General features: G+C 70.7%; 17 protein-coding genes and 1 tRNA gene. 7 read left to right on the top strand and 11 right to left on the bottom strand.

What is annotated here, in order from left to right:
- The 4 genes from KF889_07420 to KF889_07405 all read right to left on the bottom strand — a co-directional run bounded on the left by KF889_07420 (position 1) and on the right by KF889_07405 (position 4,177).
- A complete protein-coding gene (locus KF889_07420) occupies positions 1-450 on the bottom strand; it encodes a hypothetical protein (protein ID MBX3499258.1) in 450 nt (149 codons plus the stop codon).
- Between the two features lie 128 nt (positions 451-578).
- Positions 579-2,939, bottom strand: coding sequence for a PAS domain S-box protein (locus KF889_07415; GenBank protein ID MBX3499257.1), 2,361 nt, complete (start codon positions 2,937-2,939; stop codon positions 579-581).
- Between the two features lie 13 nt (positions 2,940-2,952).
- Positions 2,953-3,345, bottom strand: coding sequence for a response regulator (locus KF889_07410; GenBank protein MBX3499256.1), 393 nt, complete (start codon positions 3,343-3,345; stop codon positions 2,953-2,955).
- A 31-nt stretch (positions 3,346-3,376) separates the two neighbouring features.
- Positions 3,377-4,177, bottom strand: coding sequence for a response regulator (locus KF889_07405; GenBank protein MBX3499255.1), 801 nt, complete (start codon positions 4,175-4,177; stop codon positions 3,377-3,379).
- A 186-nt stretch (positions 4,178-4,363) separates the two neighbouring features.
- Here KF889_07405 and KF889_07400 point away from each other — a divergent pair, with 186 nt between their 5' ends.
- From KF889_07400 to selB, 3 genes are all read left to right on the top strand, one after another.
- A complete protein-coding gene (locus tag KF889_07400) occupies positions 4,364-5,032 on the top strand; it encodes a HAMP domain-containing histidine kinase (protein ID MBX3499254.1) in 669 nt (222 codons plus the stop codon).
- 254 nt (positions 5,033-5,286) lie between these two features.
- Positions 5,287-6,663, top strand: a complete 1,377-nt coding sequence (selA, locus tag KF889_07395) for an L-seryl-tRNA(Sec) selenium transferase (protein ID MBX3499253.1) — start codon at positions 5,287-5,289, stop codon at positions 6,661-6,663.
- A gap of 202 nt (positions 6,664-6,865) precedes the next feature.
- Positions 6,866-8,809 (top strand): selenocysteine-specific translation elongation factor, encoded by a 1,944-nt coding sequence (selB, locus tag KF889_07390; GenBank protein ID MBX3499252.1) that lies wholly within the window; start codon positions 6,866-6,868, stop codon positions 8,807-8,809.
- Between the two features lie 177 nt (positions 8,810-8,986).
- Here the strand turns inward: selB and KF889_07385 are convergent.
- Positions 8,987-9,082, bottom strand: a tRNA-Sec gene (locus tag KF889_07385).
- Between the two features lie 52 nt (positions 9,083-9,134).
- Between KF889_07385 and KF889_07380 the strand changes: the two genes are divergently transcribed.
- Both KF889_07380 and KF889_07375 read left to right on the top strand, forming a co-directional pair.
- Positions 9,135-9,911, top strand: a complete 777-nt coding sequence (locus tag KF889_07380) for an SDR family oxidoreductase (protein MBX3499251.1) — start codon at positions 9,135-9,137, stop codon at positions 9,909-9,911.
- A 200-nt stretch (positions 9,912-10,111) separates the two neighbouring features.
- A complete protein-coding gene (locus KF889_07375; protein MBX3499250.1) occupies positions 10,112-11,086 on the top strand; it encodes an ABC transporter substrate-binding protein in 975 nt (324 codons plus the stop codon).
- 6 nt (positions 11,087-11,092) lie between these two features.
- Here the strand turns inward: KF889_07375 and KF889_07370 are convergent, their stop codons facing one another.
- The 6 genes from KF889_07370 to KF889_07345 form a co-directional block, all read right to left on the bottom strand.
- The gene (locus KF889_07370) at positions 11,093-12,067 is read right to left on the bottom strand and encodes an ABC transporter substrate-binding protein (protein MBX3499249.1); all 975 of its coding nucleotides are present in this window, start codon (positions 12,065-12,067) and stop codon (positions 11,093-11,095) included.
- Between the two features lie 274 nt (positions 12,068-12,341).
- A complete protein-coding gene (locus tag KF889_07365; GenBank protein MBX3499248.1) occupies positions 12,342-13,304 on the bottom strand; it encodes a dipeptide ABC transporter ATP-binding protein in 963 nt (320 codons plus the stop codon).
- Positions 13,301-14,320 carry an ABC transporter ATP-binding protein gene (locus KF889_07360; GenBank protein MBX3499247.1) on the bottom strand — a complete coding sequence of 340 codons (1,020 nt, stop codon included), beginning with the start codon at positions 14,318-14,320 and terminating at the stop codon, positions 13,301-13,303. Before KF889_07360 ends, KF889_07365 begins: the two co-directional genes overlap by 4 nt.
- An 8-nt stretch (positions 14,321-14,328) precedes the next feature.
- Entirely contained in the window at positions 14,329-15,219 is an 891-nt protein-coding gene (locus KF889_07355; GenBank protein MBX3499246.1) for an ABC transporter permease, read from the bottom strand.
- 6 nt (positions 15,220-15,225) lie between these two features.
- The gene (locus tag KF889_07350; protein ID MBX3499245.1) at positions 15,226-16,146 is read right to left on the bottom strand and encodes an ABC transporter permease; all 921 of its coding nucleotides are present in this window, start codon (positions 16,144-16,146) and stop codon (positions 15,226-15,228) included.
- A gap of 26 nt (positions 16,147-16,172) precedes the next feature.
- Positions 16,173-17,753 (bottom strand): ABC transporter substrate-binding protein, encoded by a 1,581-nt coding sequence (locus KF889_07345; protein ID MBX3499244.1) that lies wholly within the window; start codon positions 17,751-17,753, stop codon positions 16,173-16,175.
- Positions 17,754-18,117: 364 nt separating this feature from the next.
- On the opposite strand from KF889_07345, the gene KF889_07340 reads away from it, so the two are divergent.
- Both KF889_07340 and KF889_07335 read left to right on the top strand, forming a co-directional pair.
- Positions 18,118-19,263, top strand: coding sequence for an alpha/beta fold hydrolase (locus KF889_07340; GenBank protein MBX3499243.1), 1,146 nt, complete (start codon positions 18,118-18,120; stop codon positions 19,261-19,263).
- A gap of 47 nt (positions 19,264-19,310) precedes the next feature.
- Positions 19,311-19,526: a DUF2283 domain-containing protein gene (locus KF889_07335; protein MBX3499242.1), complete on the top strand. Its 216-nt coding sequence runs from the start codon at positions 19,311-19,313 to the stop codon at positions 19,524-19,526.
- Positions 19,527-19,555: the final 29 nt, after the last annotated feature.

Here is a 19,555-nt window from a genome sequence, read left to right as displayed (position 1 = left end):
TCAAGCCCTTCCGGCCGGCGGCAGGTCGTCGAGGCTGACATGGCGCGGGCGGTCGGACCGGGGCTCGTCCTCGGCCGGCGCCTGGACGATGCGGCCGCTGACGTCGAGCAGCAGCTTGACGAGTCGGGCCATGCCGGCGCCGTCGACCGGCGCGTGCATCACGGCAGTGAGCGACTTGCCGTCGCCGTGCACCTTGCCGGGCTGCGCCGGCTCGTCGCTGAGGATCAGCACGATCGGCTGGTCCTTGAGGTTCTGCAGCCAGTGGAACACCGCGACGCCACTGGAGCCGGGCTTGCAGATGACGATGCGCGGCGCCCTCTCGCCGTTGAGCGCGGCCAGCGACGTCTCCGACGACAGATAGGGGAAGACGTCCTGCGCGCCCAGCCAATGGGCGATCTGCCGCTCGCCCAGGGCGTCGTCGTCGACCACCAGTACCGCGTCCCGATCCATCCTGAACCTCGCAAACTCGATGGCTCAGGATTAGCCAGCACCGGGTGCGGCGGCCATGTGCGATCGGTCCGTCTTGGACGGGTCCGCGGCGCGATCGATCCGGGTCGGAACGGTGCAGCGAGGCTGAATCAGGCCGCCTGGACGGCGCTGGCGCGGCTGGGTCGCGCGCGCGGCAACAGCAGGGTCACCGTGGTGCCGGTCTCGGGATTGCTGGCGAGATCGATCGAGCCGCCCGATTGGCGGGCGAAGCCGTAGACCATGCTGAGCCCCAGGCCACTGCCGCGGCCGACCCGCTTGGTGGTGAAGAACGGCTCGAAGGCGCGGCGCAGCACCTCGGGCGTCATGCCGCCGCCGGTGTCGGTGACGCGGATGCGCACGTGGTCGCCCACCACCGTCGTCTCCAGATCGTCGGCGGCGGCCTCTCCCGCGCCGTGATTGTCGATGTCGATCAGGATCTGGCCGCCCTCGGGCATGGCGTCGCGGGCGTTGGACACCAGGTTGAGCATCGCCGTCTCGAGCTGGCCCTGGTCGACATGGATCGGCCAGGCCTCCTCGACGCTCGTCACCTCGAGCTCGATGTTCTTGGGCAGGAAGCGGCGCAGGATCGGCTCGATCGCCGCCATGGCCCCCTCGACCGACAGGGTGCGCGGCGCCGACGAGCCGCTGCGCGAGAACGACAGCAGATGGCCGATCAGCTCGGCGCCGCGCTGGCTGGCCTCGCCGATCGCCGCCAGCGGCTCGCGCGCGGCGGCGACGGCGCCGACCTCCTCGGCCAGGATCTCGGTGTTGCCGAGGATCACGGCCAGCGCGTTGTTGAATTCGTGCGCGATGCCATCGGCGAGCTGGCCGATGGCTTCGAGCCGCTGGGCGCGGCGCAGCTTCTCCTCGGTCTCCGCCAGCCGCGCCTCGGCGCGCCGCTTCTCGGTGACGTCGCGCACCAGCGACAGCCAGGCCGGCCGGCCCTCGAAGGTGATGCGATAGGGCATCACCTCGACGTCGCGGATGTCGCCGTCGCGCGTGCGGTGGCGCCAGAACTCGACGCCGCCGCGCGGCGAGCGGCCGGCGGCCATGGCGTCGGCGACGCGCGCGACATCCTCCGGCGGGCGGATGTCGGGCAGGCGCATGGCGAGGAACTCCTCGCGGCTGTAGCCGTAGGCGGCGATCGCCGCACCGTTGACCGACACGAAGCGCAGGCTCGTCTCGTCGACCACCCACATCGGGTTGGGGTTGTTGGCGAAGAGATAGCGCAGATTGTCGCGCGTCTCGCTCAGGCTGGCCTCGGCCTGCTTGTGCGCCGAGATGTCACTCAGCATCACCAGCGTGCCGTCGGTGTCGTAGCCCTCCGCCCGCATCGGCCGCATGCTGACCATGACGCTGAGCGCAGTGCCGTCGGCGCGCCGCAGGACGAGCTCGACCGGCCGCAGCGGCGGCTCGGCGATGATCGCGACGAAGGCCGGGCCGTCTTCGACGAAGGGGCCCATCGCCACGCCGCCGAGCTCCTCGACGGTGCGGCCGACCATCTCGGCGAAGCGCTGGTTGGCGTAGCCGATGCGGCCTTCGGCATCGAGCACGACGACGCCCTCGGCCGTGGTGCGCACGATCGAGCGGAAGCGCCCTTCCTGGCGCGCGGCGCGGGTTTCGGCGGCGCGCAACGCCGAGATGTCGCGCGAGACGCCACGATAGCCGAGGAAGGTGCCGTCGGCGGCGAAGCGCGGCCGACCACTGGATTCGAAGACGCGACCCTTGCCGGCGCGGCCCGAGGTGTACTCGAGCCCGGAGAACGGCCGGCGCGCGTCGAGGTCGGCCTTGTGCTCGCGCCAGCGGTGCTCCTCGAGCGAGGAGCCGGCGAGCTGCCAGCGCGTCATGCCCAGCACCTGGTCGGGCCGCTCGCCGCGTGCGCCGCTGGCCGGGTTCTCGAGCAAGGTGAAGCGGTGCTCGGCGTCGGTCTCCCACAGCCAGTCGCCGGCGATCTCGGTGAAGTCGCGGAAGCGGCGCAGGCTGAGGATGGCGGCGTTGCGGCGATGCATGCGCTCGACCAGGCCGGCGGCCAGCGGCGCCGCGTGGCGCAAGGCGTCGCGCGCCGGCCGCGGCGCCGGCGCCCCGGTGTGCAGGCAGACGATATCGACGACCGGATCGCCGGACAGCACGGTGAGCGCGACGACGCCCGGCGGCCACGCCGCGGCATCGCTGCCGGAATGCGCATCGCGCGTCAGCTGGGCGAGGGCGGGCTGGGCGCCGATGGCGCCGAGCAGCCGTCGCGCGTCGGCCGGCGAGACGGTCAGGCGATCGTCGCTCCAGCTCGTCTGGCGTGGCGCGCGTTCGCCCGGCCAGGGCTGGCGCGGCACGATCACGGCCGCCGCAGCGCCGCTCTGCTCGGCGGCGAAGCGCGCCAGCAGCGGCAGGGCCTGCGCCGGATCGACGACGGCATTGATCGTCGTCGCCAGCTCGGCGAGACGCTCGAACGGATCCGAGCCGGGTGTGGTGGTCAAGCGGACGATTTCCTCAGGGCCGCGACAGCGCCGAGGCGATCGCCTCGGCCAGCTCGGCGCGGCGATAGGGCTTGGGCAGCACCGGGTAGGAGCTGCCGACGCTGGCGAAATCCTCGGTGCGGGCGTGGCCGGAGGTCAGCAGCACCTTCATGTCGGGCCGCTGGCGCAGGGCGATGTCGGCCAGCGCCGGGCCGCTCAGCCGCCCGGGCATGCGCACGTCGGCGAACAGCAGGTCGATCTTGCGCCCGTCGCTCTCCAGCAGCTTGAGCGCGGAGTCGCCGTCATGCGCGTCGATCACGTCGTAGCCCAGGCGCTGCAGACCCTGGCAGGCGATGCGCCGCACCAGATCCTCGTCGTCGACGACGAGGATCAGGCGCCTGGGCGCTTCCTGAACTTGTGCGCTCATCATTCCGTCTCCGCGGCGGCGACCCGGCCGCCTAATCGTTCTGCCTGCTCATCTCTTGCTCGCCGCCGTCCATGCAGGCGCGCAGCACACCCTGGCCCTTCTCCGTCAGGCTGACCCACGACCGCCGTGCGTCGGCGCCGTCGGCGACCCGCTGCACCAGCCCCTGGTCGACCAGCTCCGACAGGCGCCGCAACGCGGTGCTCGTCGGCGCGCCCGACGCGGCGCACAGCGCCGACACGTGATAGGGCCGCTTCTGCTGCTCGGCGTGCAGCAGCTCCACCAGCATCACCCAGGCCGCGTCGGGATCGAGCAGGCCGGGCATCACCTTGCGTCGCTGCGCCAGCGACAGACGTTCCTTCTGCAACCAGATGCGGTTGCGCAGATCCGCGTCGCGCCGCTTCCAGCTGTCCTGCGCCGCCTCGACCCTGGCCGGCGTCTGCAGGCCCAGCAGCGTCCGAATCCGCGCCACCAGCTGCGCCGTGCGCACCGGCTTGGGGAAGAAGTCGACCACCCCCAGGCCCAGCGCCGCCACCGGCATCGCCATCTCCGAGCGGCCCGACATGAACAGCACGTGCGGCGCCTCGCCGTCGCGCTGGCGGATCGCCGCCGCGAGGTCCAGGCCGCTGAGTTCCGGCATCGCCACGTCGGAGACCACGACCTTGATCGAGGGCTGCCGGTCGAGCGTCGCCAGCGCCGGCGCCACACGCGTGAAGTGCAGCGAGGGCAGCCCCGAACGTCCCATCACGTCGGCCAGCGCACGCGCCGCCGTCTCGTCGTCGTCGACCACGATGGCGATGGGACGCGTCAGATCGCTCGTGTTAGGCTCCGCCATTCGTCACACCCGGCGTAGCTTCGAAACCTCTACAGTGACGCCGAATCTACCACGACACGTCAGGCTAAGGTTCAGTTATGTCCAATCTGAACTCTATTTGTCGTGCCGCATGTATATTGTTCGACCACAAATGGTGAGACACCGCGCTGCGGTGCAACCATGCCAGGCTGGATGGGAGACCCGGACATGACCGAGACGTCACCCGCGCATACCGGCGTGATGAACTCGCTGCGGCGCGTCATTGCTGCATCCGCCCACGAACTCAACCAGCCGCTGAACGCGATCCAGCTGCTCGCCGACAATGCGTTGGACGAGCTCAACGATTTCGGCGCCGGCGATCGCGACACCGAGGTGCTGTCGCTGGCGCAGCGGCTCGAGGCCATCGCCGATCAGGTGCAGCTCGCGGCCGAGATCATCCGCGGCTTCCGCGAGTTCGGTCCCGCCCAGGCCGGCCGTGTCGCCGGGCCGAGCGACGTGACCCGCCTGATGGACCGTTTCCAGCGCCTGTTCGCCAAGGAAGCCAAGCTGCTGGGCGTCGAGCTCGAGGTCGTCGTCGCCGAGGACCGGCGCTGCGGCGTCATCGACGAATGGCTGCTGCAGCTGGCGATGATCGAGCTGATCTCGGCCTGGGGAGATCGCGAGCGGGCGGCCGGCGATGCCAAGGCCCCGGTGCGCATCGAATACCTCGACGGCGAGGACGGCGCCCCGGCGGCGTTGGCGGTGAGCGGCCCGGCGCCCCTGCCGGCATCGGTCGCCGGCTCGGCGGTCGAGGCCTGGGGCAAGGCCCGAGGCTGCGGCACCCGTCCGGCCCAGGCCGGCGACAGGGTCACCCTCGAGCTGCTGCTGCCCGACTGATCATCGCGCCTCTCGCGGGAGGATGAGGAATTACCTTCCCCCGGAGGGGGAAGGCGGCGCACAGCGCCGGAAGGGGGATGCCGCAACAAATCCGGTGTTCGTCTTCGACATCCCCCTTCCGCCCTTCGGGCACCTTCTCCCTCCGGGGGAAGGCAGGATCAAGGCTGGCGCCGAGGGGCGGGCGGCGTGGGAGGTTGCCCCGCCGGGGCGAAAGGCGGTAGGGAATCGGCCCGTCTCGCGTGCGAGCCCCGTCTTTGACCAGCCCAACCGCTTCCCGCCTTCCCGCCGTCGACCGCGTCCTGCGCCATGCCGATACCGCGCCGCTGATCGAGCGCCACGGCCGCCTGCCCGCGACCGAAGCGGTGCGCTGGGCGCTGGCCGATCTGCGCGCCGCCAGGGCCGTCGCCGACGAGGCCGGCGTCGCCGCCATGGCCGCCCGCCGCCTGGCCGCCGAGATGGCGCCCTCGCAGCGCCGCGTCTTCAACCTCACCGGCACGGTGCTGCACACCAATCTCGGCCGCGCGGTTCTGGCGCGCGAGGCGCTGGAGGCCAGCGACGCCGTGCTCGGCGCGCCGTCCAATCTCGAATACGTCGTCGAGAAGGGCGCGCGCGGCGAGCGCGACGATCACGTCAGGGGCTGGCTGCGCAGGCTGACCGGCGCCGAGGACGCGGTCGTCGTCAACAACAACGCCGCCGCCGTGGTGCTGGTGCTCAACACGCTGGCGCTCGGCAGGGAAGTGCCGGTGTCGCGCGGCGAGCTGATCGAGATCGGCGGCGCGTTTCGCATGCCCGACATCATGGCGCGCGCCGGCTGCGTGCTGGTCGAGATCGGCACCACCAACCGCACGCATCTCAGGGACTACGAGGGCGCGATCGGCGAACGCACGGCGATGCTGATGAAGGTGCATCCCTCGAACTACGCCGTCGTCGGCTTCACCACGGCCGTGCCGGAGAAGGAGATCGCCGCGCTGGCGCGGGCGAAGGGCCTGCCCTTCGTCAACGATCTGGGCAGCGGCCAGCTGGTCGATCTCGAGCGCTGGGGCCTGCCGCACGAGCCCACGGTGCGCGAGGCGATCGAGGCCGGCGCCGATCTCGTGACCTTCAGCGGCGACAAGCTGCTGGGCGGGCCGCAATGCGGCATCGTCGTCGGCAGAAGCGAGCTGGTGCGCAGGCTGGCGAAGAATCCGCTGAAGCGCGCGCTGCGCCTCGACAAGGGACGGCTCGCGGCGCTCGAAGCGACCTTGCGTCTGTACGCCGATCCCGATCGCCTGCCCGAGAGGCTGCCGACCCTGCGCCTGCTGACGCGCGCCACCGCCGACATCGCGGCGCTCGCCACGCGCCTGCTGCCGGTCGTGACGCAGGTGCTCGCCGGCCGCGCGACGGTCAGCATCGAGCCGTGCCGCAGCCAGATCGGCAGCGGCTCGCTGCCCGTCGACCGGCTGGCCAGCGTCGCGCTGTCGCTGACGCCCGTCGGCAAGGTGAGCGGCGGCGTGGTCGACCAGCTCGCCGCCGCCTTCCGCGCCTTGCCCGTGCCGGTGATCGGTCGCATCGAGGACGGCAGCCTGAAGCTCGACCTGCGCTGCCTCGAGGACGAGGCCGGCTTCGCCGCGCAGCTGGCGGGTTTGACGTGAGAAGAGTCGTTGGTCTTTACCTTCCCCCGGAGGGGGAAGGTGGCGCGCAGCGCCGAATGGGGGATGTCTCAACAAGGCCGGTGTCCGTCTTCGACATCCCCCTTCCGCCCTTCGGGCACCTTCCCCCTCCGGGGGAAGGTAGGACCGAGGCACATCGGCCTTTTGCGATCGCCCCGCCCCTCCGGGGGAAGGCAGGTGCGTCATGATCGTCGGCACCGCGGGGCATATCGATCACGGCAAGACGACCTTGGTGCGGGCGCTGACCGGCATCGATACCGATCGGCTGCCGGAGGAAAAGGCGCGCGGCATCACCATCGATCTCGGCTTCGCCTATCTGCCGCTCGCCGACGGCCGCGTCGTCGGCTTCGTCGACGTGCCGGGCCACGAGCGCTTCATCCACAACATGCTGGCCGGCATCGGCGGCATCGACTTCGCGCTGCTCGTCGTCGCCGCCGACGACGGCGTGATGCCGCAGACGCGCGAGCATCTGGCGATCCTCGACCTGCTGGGCGTCGACCGCGGCGCCGTCGTGATCACCAAGGCCGATCTCGCCGGCGCCGAGCGGCTGGCGGCGCTCGAGGACGAGATCCGCATTCTGCTCTTGGACACCAGCCTGGCCGAGGCGGAGATCACCACCGTCTCGGCGCAGAGCGGGCAGGGGCTCGACGACCTGCGCGCGCGGCTCGAGCTGGAGGCCGAGGCGACGCAGGAACGCGCCACGGCGGGACGCTTCCGGCTGCCGATCGATCGCTGCTTCACGCTCAGCGGCGCCGGCACCGTGGTCACCGGCACGGTGTTCGCCGGCGAGGTGCGCGAGGGCGACCAGCTGGTGATCGCCTCGTCGGGCGCGGCGGCGCGCGTGCGCTCGCTGCATGCGCAGAACCGCGCGGCCGAGGTCGGTACGGCCGGCCAACGCTGCGCCATCAACATCGCCGGCCCGCAGATCGCCAAGGACTCGATCCATCGCGGCGACTGGCTGCTGGCGGCGGCGCTGCGCAAGCCCGCCGATCGCATCGATGCGCGCATCCGGCTGCTGAAGGACGAGCCGCGGCCCCTGCGCTCGTGGACGCCGGTGCATCTGCATCTCGGCGCCGCGCACGCCATGGCGCGGGTCGTGCCGCTCGACACCGACGCCATCGAGCCCGGCCAGCGCGCGCTGGTGCAGCTCGTGCTCGAGGCGCCGATCGGCGCGCTGCACGGCGACCGGCTGATCCTGCGCGACCAGTCGGCCCGGCGCACCATGGCCGGCGGCATGGTGCTCGATCCCTGGGGGCCGGCACGCTATCGCCGCCGGCCCGAACGGCTGGCCGCCCTGAACGCGCAATCCGACATCGATCCGGTCACGGCGCTGAAGGCGCTGACCGAGCTGGCGCCGCAGGTCGTCGATCTCGGCCTGTTCGGCATCGCGCGCAACCTCAGGCGCGAGGCGCTCGACGATGTCGTGGCGCATGCCGGCGCGGTGGCGCTGCCGGCGCCGGGAGTCGAGGGCGGGCCATTCGCCTTCGCCGCGGCGCGCTTCGCCGAGCTCGAGGCCGCGAGCCTGGCCGCACTGAAGGCGCATCACGAGAAGAACCCCAACAGCGCCGGCATGGAGCCCGCGAAGTTGCGGCTGGCATTGCCGACCCGCGTGCCGCCGGCGCCGTTCAGCGCCGTCTGCACGGCGCTGCTCAAGAGCCGGAAGGTCGAGGCCGACGGCCCATGGCTGCGCCTGCCGGGACACAGCGTGCGGCTCTCGCCGCAGGACGAACGGCTATGGGCGCGGATCGAGCCGGTGCTGAAGGCGGCGCGCTTCGGCCCGCCGCGCGTGCGCGACTTCGCCCAGGAATTCGACTTCGCCGAGAACCAGGTGCGCGATCTGATGCGCCGGCTGAGCCGCATGGCCGTGGTCTGGCAGGTGGCGCCCGATCACTTCTTCCTGCGCGACGCGGTGGCCGAGATGGCGCGCATCGTCGAGGAGCTGGCGACCACGGCGCCCGACGCCACCTTCAAGGCGGCGGAGTTCCGCGATCGCATCGGCGGCGGTCGCAAGGTGGCGATCCAGATCCTGGAGTTCTTCGACCGCGCCGGGCTGACCGCGCTGAAGAACGAGCGGCGCACCATCGACAAGGTGAAGCTGGACCGCTTCGTCAGCCGGGTCGGTGCTTGATCACGATCCGGAATGGGTGGCCGTGGCCAAGGACAGCATGCGGCTGCCGCTCGGGAGGGCAGGCGTCTCCAGCTTTCCGCTCGATGCCTTGGCGAAGCGCCCTCCTTCGCCAGGGCTTCGCAGGGCACGGCTTGGCACATGAGCGACGAGACCCGTCCAGCGGAGCGCGAAGCGGGGTGGCGGAAGAGAGTGGGAGTCGAACCCACGAAGAACCGTCCGACGGCCCTTACCGGGTTTGAAGTCCGGCCGCCCCACCGGGAGCGATTCCCTTCCCCGCGATCGTGTCGTGGGTGACACTACGACGTTCGACGCGGCGGGGAAAGTCATGAACAAAGTCGTCCTGGTCACCGGCGCGGCGCGCGGCATCGGTCTCGCCACGGCGCGCCGCTTCCTCGACGAGGGCTGGCGGGTGGCGATGCTCGACGTGCTGGGCGATGCGCTGGGCGAAGCCGTCGCGGCGCTCGACCGCGCGGGCGACACGCTGGCGCTGCCCGCCGATGTATCGCACCCCGATGCGGTGCTGTTCGCCGTGCAGCGCACGTTGAGCCGCTTCGGCCGCATCGATGCGCTGGTCAACAACGCCGGCATCGCGATCTTCAAGCCGATCCTCGACGTCAGCCTCGAGGAATGGCAGCGCGTGCTGGCGGTGAACCTGACCGGCCCGTTCCTGATGAGCCAGGCGGTGGCGCCGATCATGCGCGAGCAGGGCGGCGGCGCGATCGTCAACGTCACCTCGATCTCGGGCCTGCGTGCCTCGACCCTGCGCGTCGCCTACGGCACCAGCAAGGCGGCGCTGGCGCATCTCACGCGCCAGCAGGCGGCGGAGCTGGGCGAGTACGGCATCCGCGTCAACGCGGTGGCGCCGGGGCCGGTCGACACCGCCATGGCGAAGGCGGTGCACACCCAGGCGATCCGCGCCGACTACCACGACCACATCCCGCTCAACCGCTACGGCCTGGAGGCCGAGCTCGCGAACGCGATCCTGTTCCTCTGCGGCGAGCAGGCGGCCTACATCACCGGCCAGGAGCTGGCGGTCGACGGCGGCTTCGACGCATCGGGCGTCGGCCTGCCGACCTTGCGTGCCGAGCGGCGCAATACCTGATCTGCTACGCTGCGATTGGTGTCGATGTGCCTTGGTCTTGCCTTCCCCCGGAGGGGGGAAGGTGCCCGAAGGGCGGAAGGGGGATGTCGAAGACGGACACCGGTTTCGTTGAGACATCCCCCATCCGGCGCTGCGCGCCACCTTCCCCCTCCGGGGGAAGGGAAATCCAGATGCGAAAGCCCTGCAGGGCGGGGGACCACTTGAGAGGACGGCGCTGGTTCATCGGCCTTATGGGCGGCGGCGCGCTGGCGCTGACGGCGCCGGCCCGGGCGCAGACGGCCGCGCGGCGCATCGCGGTGCTGGGGCCGGCCGAGGAGCCGCGCTTCTCGCAGGTGGTCGACGGGCTGCGACGCGGGCTGCGCGAGCACGGCCACGCCGATGCTGCGCTGGCGGTCCTCGAGTACAGGGTGACGCGCGGCGATGGCGCGGCCGCCGCCGCCGCCGTCGCGCGGGCGATCGAGCGCGGCGTCGCCGTGCTCTTCGTCATCGGCTCGGAACTGGTGCGGGTGGCGCGGCGCGTATCCGCCGACCTGCCGATCGTCTTCATCACGCCGGGCGATCCGGTGGCCGCGGGGCTCGTCGCCAGCCTGGCGCGGCCCGGCGGCAACACCACGGCGATGACGTTCGAGTACCCCGAGCTCTCCGGCAAGCGCCTGGAGCTGTTGAAGACGATCGCGCCCGGCGCGCGTCGCGTGCTGGTGCTGCACGATCCGGCCGACGCCTCGCCGCGCCAGGGCCTCGCCGCGGCCCGCCGCGCATCGGCGCAGCTCGGCCTGACGCTGCTCGATGCGCCGCTGCGCGCCGCCGCCGATGTCGCGCGCGTGGTCGAGGCGCTGGGCGCCGCCGATGCGCTGCTGGCGATTCCCGGCGGTGGCACCCCGGCGCACTACCGCGAGATCGTCGCCGCCGCCAATGCCAGGCGCCTGCCGACCTTCTTCCACGCGCGCACCGGCGCGACGTCCGAGGCGCTGGCGACTTACGGCGCCGACGACCTCGACATCGCGCGCGAGGCGGCGCGCCTGCTCGACAAGGTGCTGAAGGGCGCCAAGGCCGGCGACCTGCCGGTCGAGCGTCCGACGCGGCTGGAGTTCGCGATCAACCTGAAGACCGCGCGGCTGATCGGCCTCGACATCCCGCCGATGGCGATCGCCCGCGCCGACCGGGTGATCGAGTAGGCCGTTTCACTCGAAGAGATCGTTGGCGCGCACGAGGATCGAGGGCGGCAGGGTCAGGCCCAGCGCCCGCGCGGTCTTCAGGTTGATCGACAGGGCGATCTCGGTCGGCTGGTCGACCGGCAGGTCGCCGGGCCTGGCGCCTTTCAGGATCCTGTCGACGTAGTCCGCCGCGGCACGGTAGTTGGCCGCGGCGTCGGCGATGTAGGACAGCAGGCCGCCGGCCTCGACCTGCTGGCGTTGCGACACCATCATCGGCAGGCGCCGCTCGGCGGCGAGCGCGATGGACGGCGGCACGAGCGCGGTCTCCTGGCCGGCGAGCCACCACGCGGCGTCGGCGCGCCAGTGCGTCAGCTCGGCGAACGCCGCGGCCACGCCCTCGGGGCTGCGCACCGCGATGAAGCGGACCTCGACGCCGATCTGCGTGACCGCGCGCTCGACCTGCCGGCGCTGCGGCGTGGTGTTGGGATCGTCGGGATTGAACAGCACGGCAATCCGCCTGGCGTGCGCGACGATCTCCTTCAGCAGCTGCAGTCGCTTGGCGGTGAGGTCGGTGCCGAGATTGGCCCGCCCGGTGACATTGCCGCCCGGCCGCGAGAGGTTCTTCACGAAGCCCTGGCCGATCGGATCGCCGACCAGGGTCATCACGATCGGAATCTCCTTGGTAGCGTTGATCGCCGCGCGCGTGGGCGGCGTGTTGATCGTCAGGATGACCGCCGGCTTCATCTGCACCAGCTCCGCCGCCAGCGCCGGCAGTCGATCGAGCTGCCGGTCGGCCGACTTGATGACGATGCGGGCGGAGCGTCCGTCCTCGTGGCCCAGCTCGGCGAGCCTGTCGATGAAGGCGGAAAAGGTCCGGTCCAGCGTGTGCGGCCGCAGCACGCCGATGATCGGCATCCTGCCGGCCGGCTGCGCCAGACCGGCGCGCGACAGCGCGAGCAGCCCGGCACCGGTGCCCAGCGCGAAGACGCGGCGCGGGATCATGCGTTGTTTCGCTCCCCGCCGCCATTGGATCGCCCGGGTGAAGCGTTGACAACAGGATTGTGCGGGCAGGTGGTTGATGTGATCGATGATCGCGCGTGGCGAGCCACCGTATACCGCGCCGTCATTTCCTACCTTCCCCCGGAGGGGAAAGGTGGCGCGCAGCGCCGGAAGGGGGACGGCTCAACGAAACCGGTGTCCGTCTTCGACATCCCCCTTCCGCCCTTCGGGCACCTTCCCCCTCCGGGGGAAGGCAAGAACAATCGACGCGTGCCCTCTAGCGATACAGGTGGCAGGCGACCAGGCGGTCGTCGACCTGGACCAGCGGCGGCGCCTCGATGGCGCAATGCGGCATGGCGTGCGGGCAGCGGGGATGGAAATGGCAGCCCGAGGGCGGGTCGAGCGGGCTCGGCACCTCGCCCTGCAGCACTGCCTCCTCCTGCCGCTCGTCGGGATGGCTCGGCAGGGCGGCGGCGAACAGCGCCTTGGTGTAGGGATGCCGCGCGTCGCCGGCGATCGCCTGCGCATCGCCGCTCTCGACGATCTTGCCGAGGTACATGACGACGATCTCGTGGCTCATGTGCGCCACGGCGGCGAGATCGTGGGCGATGAAGAGGTAGGAGAGCCCGAGCCGCGCCTGCAGGTCGCGCAGCAGGTTGAGGATCTGGGCGCGGATCGAGACGTCGAGCGCCGACACCGGCTCGTCGAGCACGACCAGCCGCGGCGACAGCACCAGCGCGCGGGCGATGGCGATGCGCTGGCGCTGGCCGCCGGAGAACTCATGCGGGAAGAGATCGGCCGAGCGCTCCGGCAGGCCGACCAGGTCGAGCAGCTCCAGGGTGCGGCGGCGCACCTCGGCCGCGCCGACCGTCTCGTTGGTGGTCAGCGGCTCGGCGATGATGGCACCGACGCGCATGCGCGGGCTGAGCGAGGCGTAGGGGTCCTGGAACACCGCCTGGACGGATTTGCGGTAGTGCCGGCGGCCGCTCTTGTCGAGCGTGCCGAGATCGCGCCCCTCGAAGAGGATGGCGCCGTCGGTCGGCTCCTCCAGCCCGAGCACCAGCTTGGCCGTGGTCGTCTTGCCGCAACCGGATTCGCCGACCACGCCCAGGGTGCGGCCCTGCTCGATGGCGAAGGAGATGCCGTCGACCGCGCGCACCGTGCCGCGGCCGCCGCCGAAGATGCCGCGCCGCGCGGCAAAGTGCTTGCACAGATCGGCGGCTTCGAGGACGGCGCTCATGCCACGGCCTCCGTCGCCGGCGCGGCCCGGGCTTCGGCGCCCTCTGCTGCCAGCCAGCAGCGCGCACTGTGCCCCGTGCCGACGTCGAACTCCGGCGGCGCCTCGTCGCGGCAGCGGGCCATCGCCGCCGGGCAGCGCGGCGCGAAGGCGCAGCCGGGCGGCATGGCGGAGAGATCGGGCGGCTGGCCGTCGATGGCGGTGAGACGCGCGCGGCTGTCGGTCATGCGCGGGATCGAGCCGAGCAGCGCCTTGGTGTAGGGATGCACCGGCTCGGAAAAGACCCGCGACACCGGCCCCTTCTCGACCATCCGCCCGGCGTACATCACGGCGAGCTGGTCGCACATCTTGGCGACGATGCCGAGATTGTGCGTGATGAAGATCAGCGCCAGCCCGTGCTCGCGCTGCAGGTCGCGCAGCAGGGCGAGGTACTGCGCCTGGATGGTGAGGTCGAGGCTGGTGGTCGGCTCGTCGGCGATCAGCAGGCGCGGCTCGCAGGAGATGCCGATCGCACCGACGATGCGCTGGCGCATGCCGCCCGACATCTCGTGCGGGAACTGCGTCACGCGGGTCGTGGGCGAGGCGATGCGCACCGACTTCAGCAGGTCGATGGCACGCTTCCAGGCGCTGGGGGCGCTGGCGCCCTCGTGCACGCGGATCGGCTCGCCGACCTGGTTGCCGATGGAGAACAGCGGATTGAGCGAGGCCATGGGGTCCTGCAGGATCATGGCGATGCGCTTGCCGCGCACGCGGCGCATCTCGGCGTCCGACTTGTCGAGCAGGTTCTCGCCCTCGAACATCATGCGCCCGCTGACGATGCGCGCCGCCGGCGGCAGCAGGCGCATGATGGTCAGCGCCAGCGTGCTCTTGCCCGAGCCCGATTCGCCGACGATGCCCAGGGTCTCGCCGGCGCCCAGGCTCAGCGTCACGTCGTCGACGGCACGCACGACGCGCGTGCCCTGCTGGGAGACGTAATGGGCGGACAGGTTCTCGAGCGACAGCAGCGGCGCGTTCGGCATGGCGGCGATCACAGCTGGCGCAGTTGCGGGTCGAGCTTCACCCGCAGCCAGTCGCCCAGCAGGTTGGCCGACAGGACCATCAGCATGATGCAGATGCCGGGCAGCACGGTGAGCCACCAATGGCCGACCATCAGGCCCTGCTTGCCGTCCGCCATCATCAGCCCCCAGGCCGGCTTGGGCGGCGGCACGCCGACGCCGAGGAAGGACAGCGCCGCCTCGGTGACGATCACGACACCGAGCATGAGGGTGCCGATCACCACCGCCGAATTGACCACGTTGGGCAGGATGTGGCGCCACATGATGACGCGGTGGGGACAGCCGGCGACGACGGCCAGGCGCACGAACTCGCGCTGCTTGAGCGACAGCACCTCGCCGCGGATGACGCGGGCGTAGCGCGTCCAGTAGACCAGGCCCAGGATGATGACGATGTTCATCTCGCTGGGGCCGACGATGGCGGTGAGGAAGATGGCGAAGGTCAGCGCCGGCAGCGCCAGCCAGGCGTCGGAGACGCGCATGATCACCTGGTCGACCCAGCCGCCGAGATAGCCCGAGAGGATGCCGAGCAGCGTGCCGACGGCGCCGGCGAACAGCACGGCGGTGACGCCGACGATCATCGACACGCGCGCGCCGAAGATCAGCCGCGACAGCACATCGCGGCCGACATGGTCGGTGCCGAGCAGATGGGCCATGCTGCCGCCCTCCTGCCAGAACGGCGGGCGGAAGCGGCGCGACAGGCTGCCGATCTGCGGATCGTAGGGCGCCAGCACGTCGGCGAGGATGGCGACCACGACGATCACCAGCAGGATCAGCACCGGGATCAGCGGAAAGCCTTCCAGCCACTTGAAGGAGGGGCGCGCGGGCAGCGCGGCGACGTCGATCGGGGCGGATGTGACGGCCATGGAACGTCAGCTCTCCAGGCGGATGCGCGGATCGATCAGCGCGTAGAGGATGTCGATCAGCAGGTTGACCACGATGATCATGCTGCCGCCGATCACCACCACGGTCTGCACGACGGGGAAGTCGCGGAAGGTGACGCCCTCGTAGAGCAGCCGGCCGATGCCGGGCCAGGCGAAGATGGTCTCGACCACCACCGCGACGTTGATCATCACCACGAGGTTGATGCCGGCCAGGGTGATCACCGGGATCAGCGCGTTCTTGAAGGCGTGCTTGCCGATGACCAGCGCCTCGGGCAGGCCCTTGAGCCGGGCCAGCTTGACGTACTCCGAGCCCAGCACCTCGAGCATCGAGGAGCGCGTCAGCCGCATGTGCGCGGCGGCGAAGTACCAGCCCAGCGTGAAGGCCGGCATCAGCAGATGCGCGGTGGTGCCCGCGCCGGAGGACGGCAGCCAGCCGAGATAGACGGTGAAGACCAGGATCAGCACCAGGCCGATGAAGAACGAGGGCAGCGACAGGCCGAGCAGGGTGAAGAGCTTGCCGGCGCTGTCCCAGAAGCCGCCGACGCGGACCGCCGCCAGCACGCCGCTGGGGATGCCGATGACCAGCGACATCACCATCGCCACGGCGGCGAGCAGCAGCGAGTTGGGCAGCCGGTCGAAGTACAGGTCCAGCACCGGCGTGCGGTAGTAGAACGACACGCCGAGCTCGCCGGTGAAGAAGCTGCGCACGAACAGCCAGTACTGCACCCACAGCGGCTGATCGAGACCGAACTGGCGGCGCAGGCTGTCGATGTCGGCCTGGCTGGCGCCCGGCTCGACCAGCAGGGCGGCCGGGTCGCCGGTCACCCGCACGAACAGGAAGATGGTCAGCGACAGCAGGAACAGCGAGAGCAGCGAGTAGCCGACGCGGCGAACGATGTAATGCTTCATGGCACGCTGTTCCTGCGACGGGTGATCTACTTCTTGATCGTCACGTCCTCGTACGGCGCCGAATAGGCATAGCCCTTGATCAGGCCGAGCCCGGACTCGCCGACGCGCTTGCCGTGGCCGTTGAGGAAGGCCAGCTGCCAGATCGGCGCGTAGACGCTGTTCTCGTGGATGAACTGCTGCGCCTTGTGCAACAGCTCGGTGCGCTTGGCGACGTCGATCTCGGATTCCTGCTTGGCGAACAGCTCGTCGAGCTCGGGGTAGTTGCCGTAGGCGTAGGCGCCGCCCTTGACGGCGAAGGCCGCCAGCCGCGTCGCGGCGTTGCCGAACGCGCCGGACGCGCCCTGGATCAGGTTCTTCAGCTTCTTCTGCGAGTAGGAGCTGAAGAACGCCGCGCGCTCCAGCGGCCGCAGCTTCACGCGGATGCCGGCCTCCTGGAGATAGTTGATGATCGCCTCGCCGATGTTGGCGTAGGACGTGTCGCAATAGTAGTCGCCGGCGTCGAAGCCGGCGCGGTGCCCCGCCGCGGCCAGCAGTTCCTTGGCCTTCTTCGGGTCGTACACCGCCGGCGGCGGCTTCCAGTAGAACTCGAAATTGTCGGGGATGATGCTGTTGGTGATCGGCGAGTAGCCGAGCGTCAGCGCCTCCGAGACCGCCTTGTAGTCGATCGCCATGCGCGCCGCCTCGCGCACGCGCTTGTCGTGCCACGGCGACTTGGCATCCCACTGGTCGGCGAAGTAGAGCCAGAACGGCGCCTGCAGCACGACCGCCTTCAGGGTCAGCCCCTGCGTCTTGCGCAGCTGCTCGGCCAGCTCGCCGCGGATCGAGTAGGCGACGTCGACCTCGCCGCGCGTCAGCGCCGCCAGCCGCGTCGCCTCTTCCGGGATCACCTTGAAGACCAGCCGCTTGACCGTCGGCTTCTTGCTCCAGTAGCCGTCGAAGGCCTCGAACACCAGCTCGACGCCGGGCGTGAAGGACACGAACTTGAACGGTCCGGCGCCGACCGGCGCCTTCTTGAACTCCTCGGCGCCGACCTTCTCGACCTGCGCCTTGGGCACGATCCAGCCCGCGCCGGTGGCCGAGCTGTAGAAGGTCAGGAAATCCGGCCACGGCGCGTTGAGCACGAAGCGCACGGTGCGCGCGTCCGGCGTTTCCACCGCCTTCACCCGTTCCTTCATCAGCGCCGCCGAGGTGCCCTTGTAGCGCTCGAAGGAGAACTTCACGTCCTCCGCCGTCACCGGCTCGCCGTTGTGGAACTTCACGCCGGCGCGCAGGGTGAAGGTGTAGCTCAGCCCGTCCGGCGCCTGCTTCCAGCTCTCGGCGAGGCAGGGCGCCGCGGCGCTGCCCGGCATCGGCTTCACCAGGGCGTCGTGCAGCGCGTACATCAGCATGAAGGGCGTGATGATGCCCGGCGTCTCGGCCGGATCGAACCAGGTCGGCGCCAGCGAAACGTGCACCGCCCAGGTCAGCTGCCCCTCGGGCCCCGCCGCCATCGCCGAGCGCTGGCCCAAACTCGCGATGCCCAGCGCCGACAGCGCCAGCGTCATCTCGCGGCGGGTGAGCCCGCCGTCCTGCCGCCCCAACGCATTGCCCTTTGTCTTCCTCGCCATCGTCGCCTCCCGTTGACACGCACTCGGGGACTACGCGCTCGCACTCAAGGCATTGGCGTCGCCAACGATGGCGCACGCCCAGGGCCGCTGCCGACTGGGGTTCCGTGACTCCTTCAGGCCGTCCAGGACGGCGCTGGATCCTTCCGTCTGGTCATTCGGCGCTTCCCTGTCCTCTGTCGCCCGCTTCGCCGCGGGGCGATGGTCCTCATGGGACCTTGTCAGGGACGTTACGGGCAGGAACGGAGGGAACGCAATGAAATTCGGTGTGACCATGATTCAGCGATCGCCGTCACTCCCTCTCCCCGCTTGCGGGGAGAGGGAGCATAAGGCTCCTGCTCCTTCCGCCCTTCGGTATAGTGCGCGCATGACCGCAGCCATCCGCCCCTTCACCATCGCCGTCCCCGATGCCGTGCTCGCCGATCTCAGGACACGGCTGCGCAACACGCGCTGGCCGGAGGCCGAGCTGGTGGCCGACTGGAGCCAGGGCGCGCCGCTGGCCTGGATCCAGGACATCTGCCGCTACTGGGCCGAGACCTACGACTGGCGCGCGCGCGAGGCGCTGCTCAACCGCTTCGCGCAGTTCGTCACCGAAATCGACGGGCTCGACATCCATTTCCTGCACGTGCGCTCGCCGCACGCGGACGCCCTGCCGCTGATCATCACCCATGGCTGGCCGGGCTCCTTCGTGGAGTTCCACAAGGTCATCGAGCCGCTGACCGATCCGACGAAGCACGGCGGCCGCGCCGAGGACGCCTTCCACGTCGTCTGCCCGTCGCTGCCCGGCTTCGCCTTCTCCGGCAAGCCGACGACCACCGGCTGGGGCGTCGCGCGCATCGCGCGCGCCTTCGCCAGCCTGATGGCGCGCCTGGGCTACGCGCGCTACGGCGCGCAGGGCGGCGACTGGGGCTCGGCGGTGACCACGGCGCTGGGCGCGCTCGACGCCCAGCACTGCGCCGCCATCCACGTCACCCTGGCGATGGGCACGCGGCCCAGGGTCGAGGGCGAGCCGTCGCCAGAGGAGGCGCGCGCGCTTGAGGGCATCAAGCACTACGCCGACTGGGATTCAGGCTACTCCAAGCAGCAATCGACGCGGCCGCAGACCCTGGGCTACGGGCTGACCGACTCGCCCGCCGGCCAGGCGGCGTGGATCCTCGAGAAGTTCTGGGCCTGGACCGATTGCGACGGGCACCCGGAAAACATCCTCGGCCGCGACGAGCTGCTCGACAATCTGATGCTCTACTGGACGACGGCGACGGCCACGTCGTCGGCGCGGCTCTACTGGGAGAGCTTCCGGCCGGAGAGCCGCGCGCCGGTCACGGTCACGGTGCCGACCGGCGTCGCGGTGTTCCCCAGGGAGATCGTCGCCCCGGTGCGCAAGTGGATGGCGGCCGGCAGCTTTCCCAACATCACGCACTGGAGCGAGATGGCGAAGGGCGGGCACTTCGCGGCCTTCGAGCAGCCGGCGGCGTTCGTCGGCGAGGTGCGGACGTTCTTCGCGACCGTGCGGTGAGGTTCGCCGCTTGCGTCGCCGGCGGTTTCCCCGGCATCCTTGGAGCCATGAAGCTGCACTACTATCCGGAGACCGACTCGCTATACATCGAGCTGCGGGCCGGGCCGGGCGCGTCCACGCGCGAGATAGCCAGCGGTCTGGTGGCCGACCTCGACGCGCGGGGCGATGTCGTCGGCCTCGATATTGACCGCGCCTCGACGCGCCTCGATCTGACGACGCTGGAAACGGTGGCGCTGCCCTTCAAGTCGAGCAAGGCGGCGTGAGGCGCGCGCTCGTGGCCGAAATCCGGACG

It is taken from the genome of Alphaproteobacteria bacterium, from assembly GCA_019635875.1.
In the GTDB taxonomy this organism is placed as follows: Bacteria; Pseudomonadota; Alphaproteobacteria; order Reyranellales; family Reyranellaceae; genus JAFAZJ01.
The sequence above is the reverse complement of the archived record's forward strand: the minus strand, read 5'-3'. Positions and strand labels throughout refer to the sequence as shown.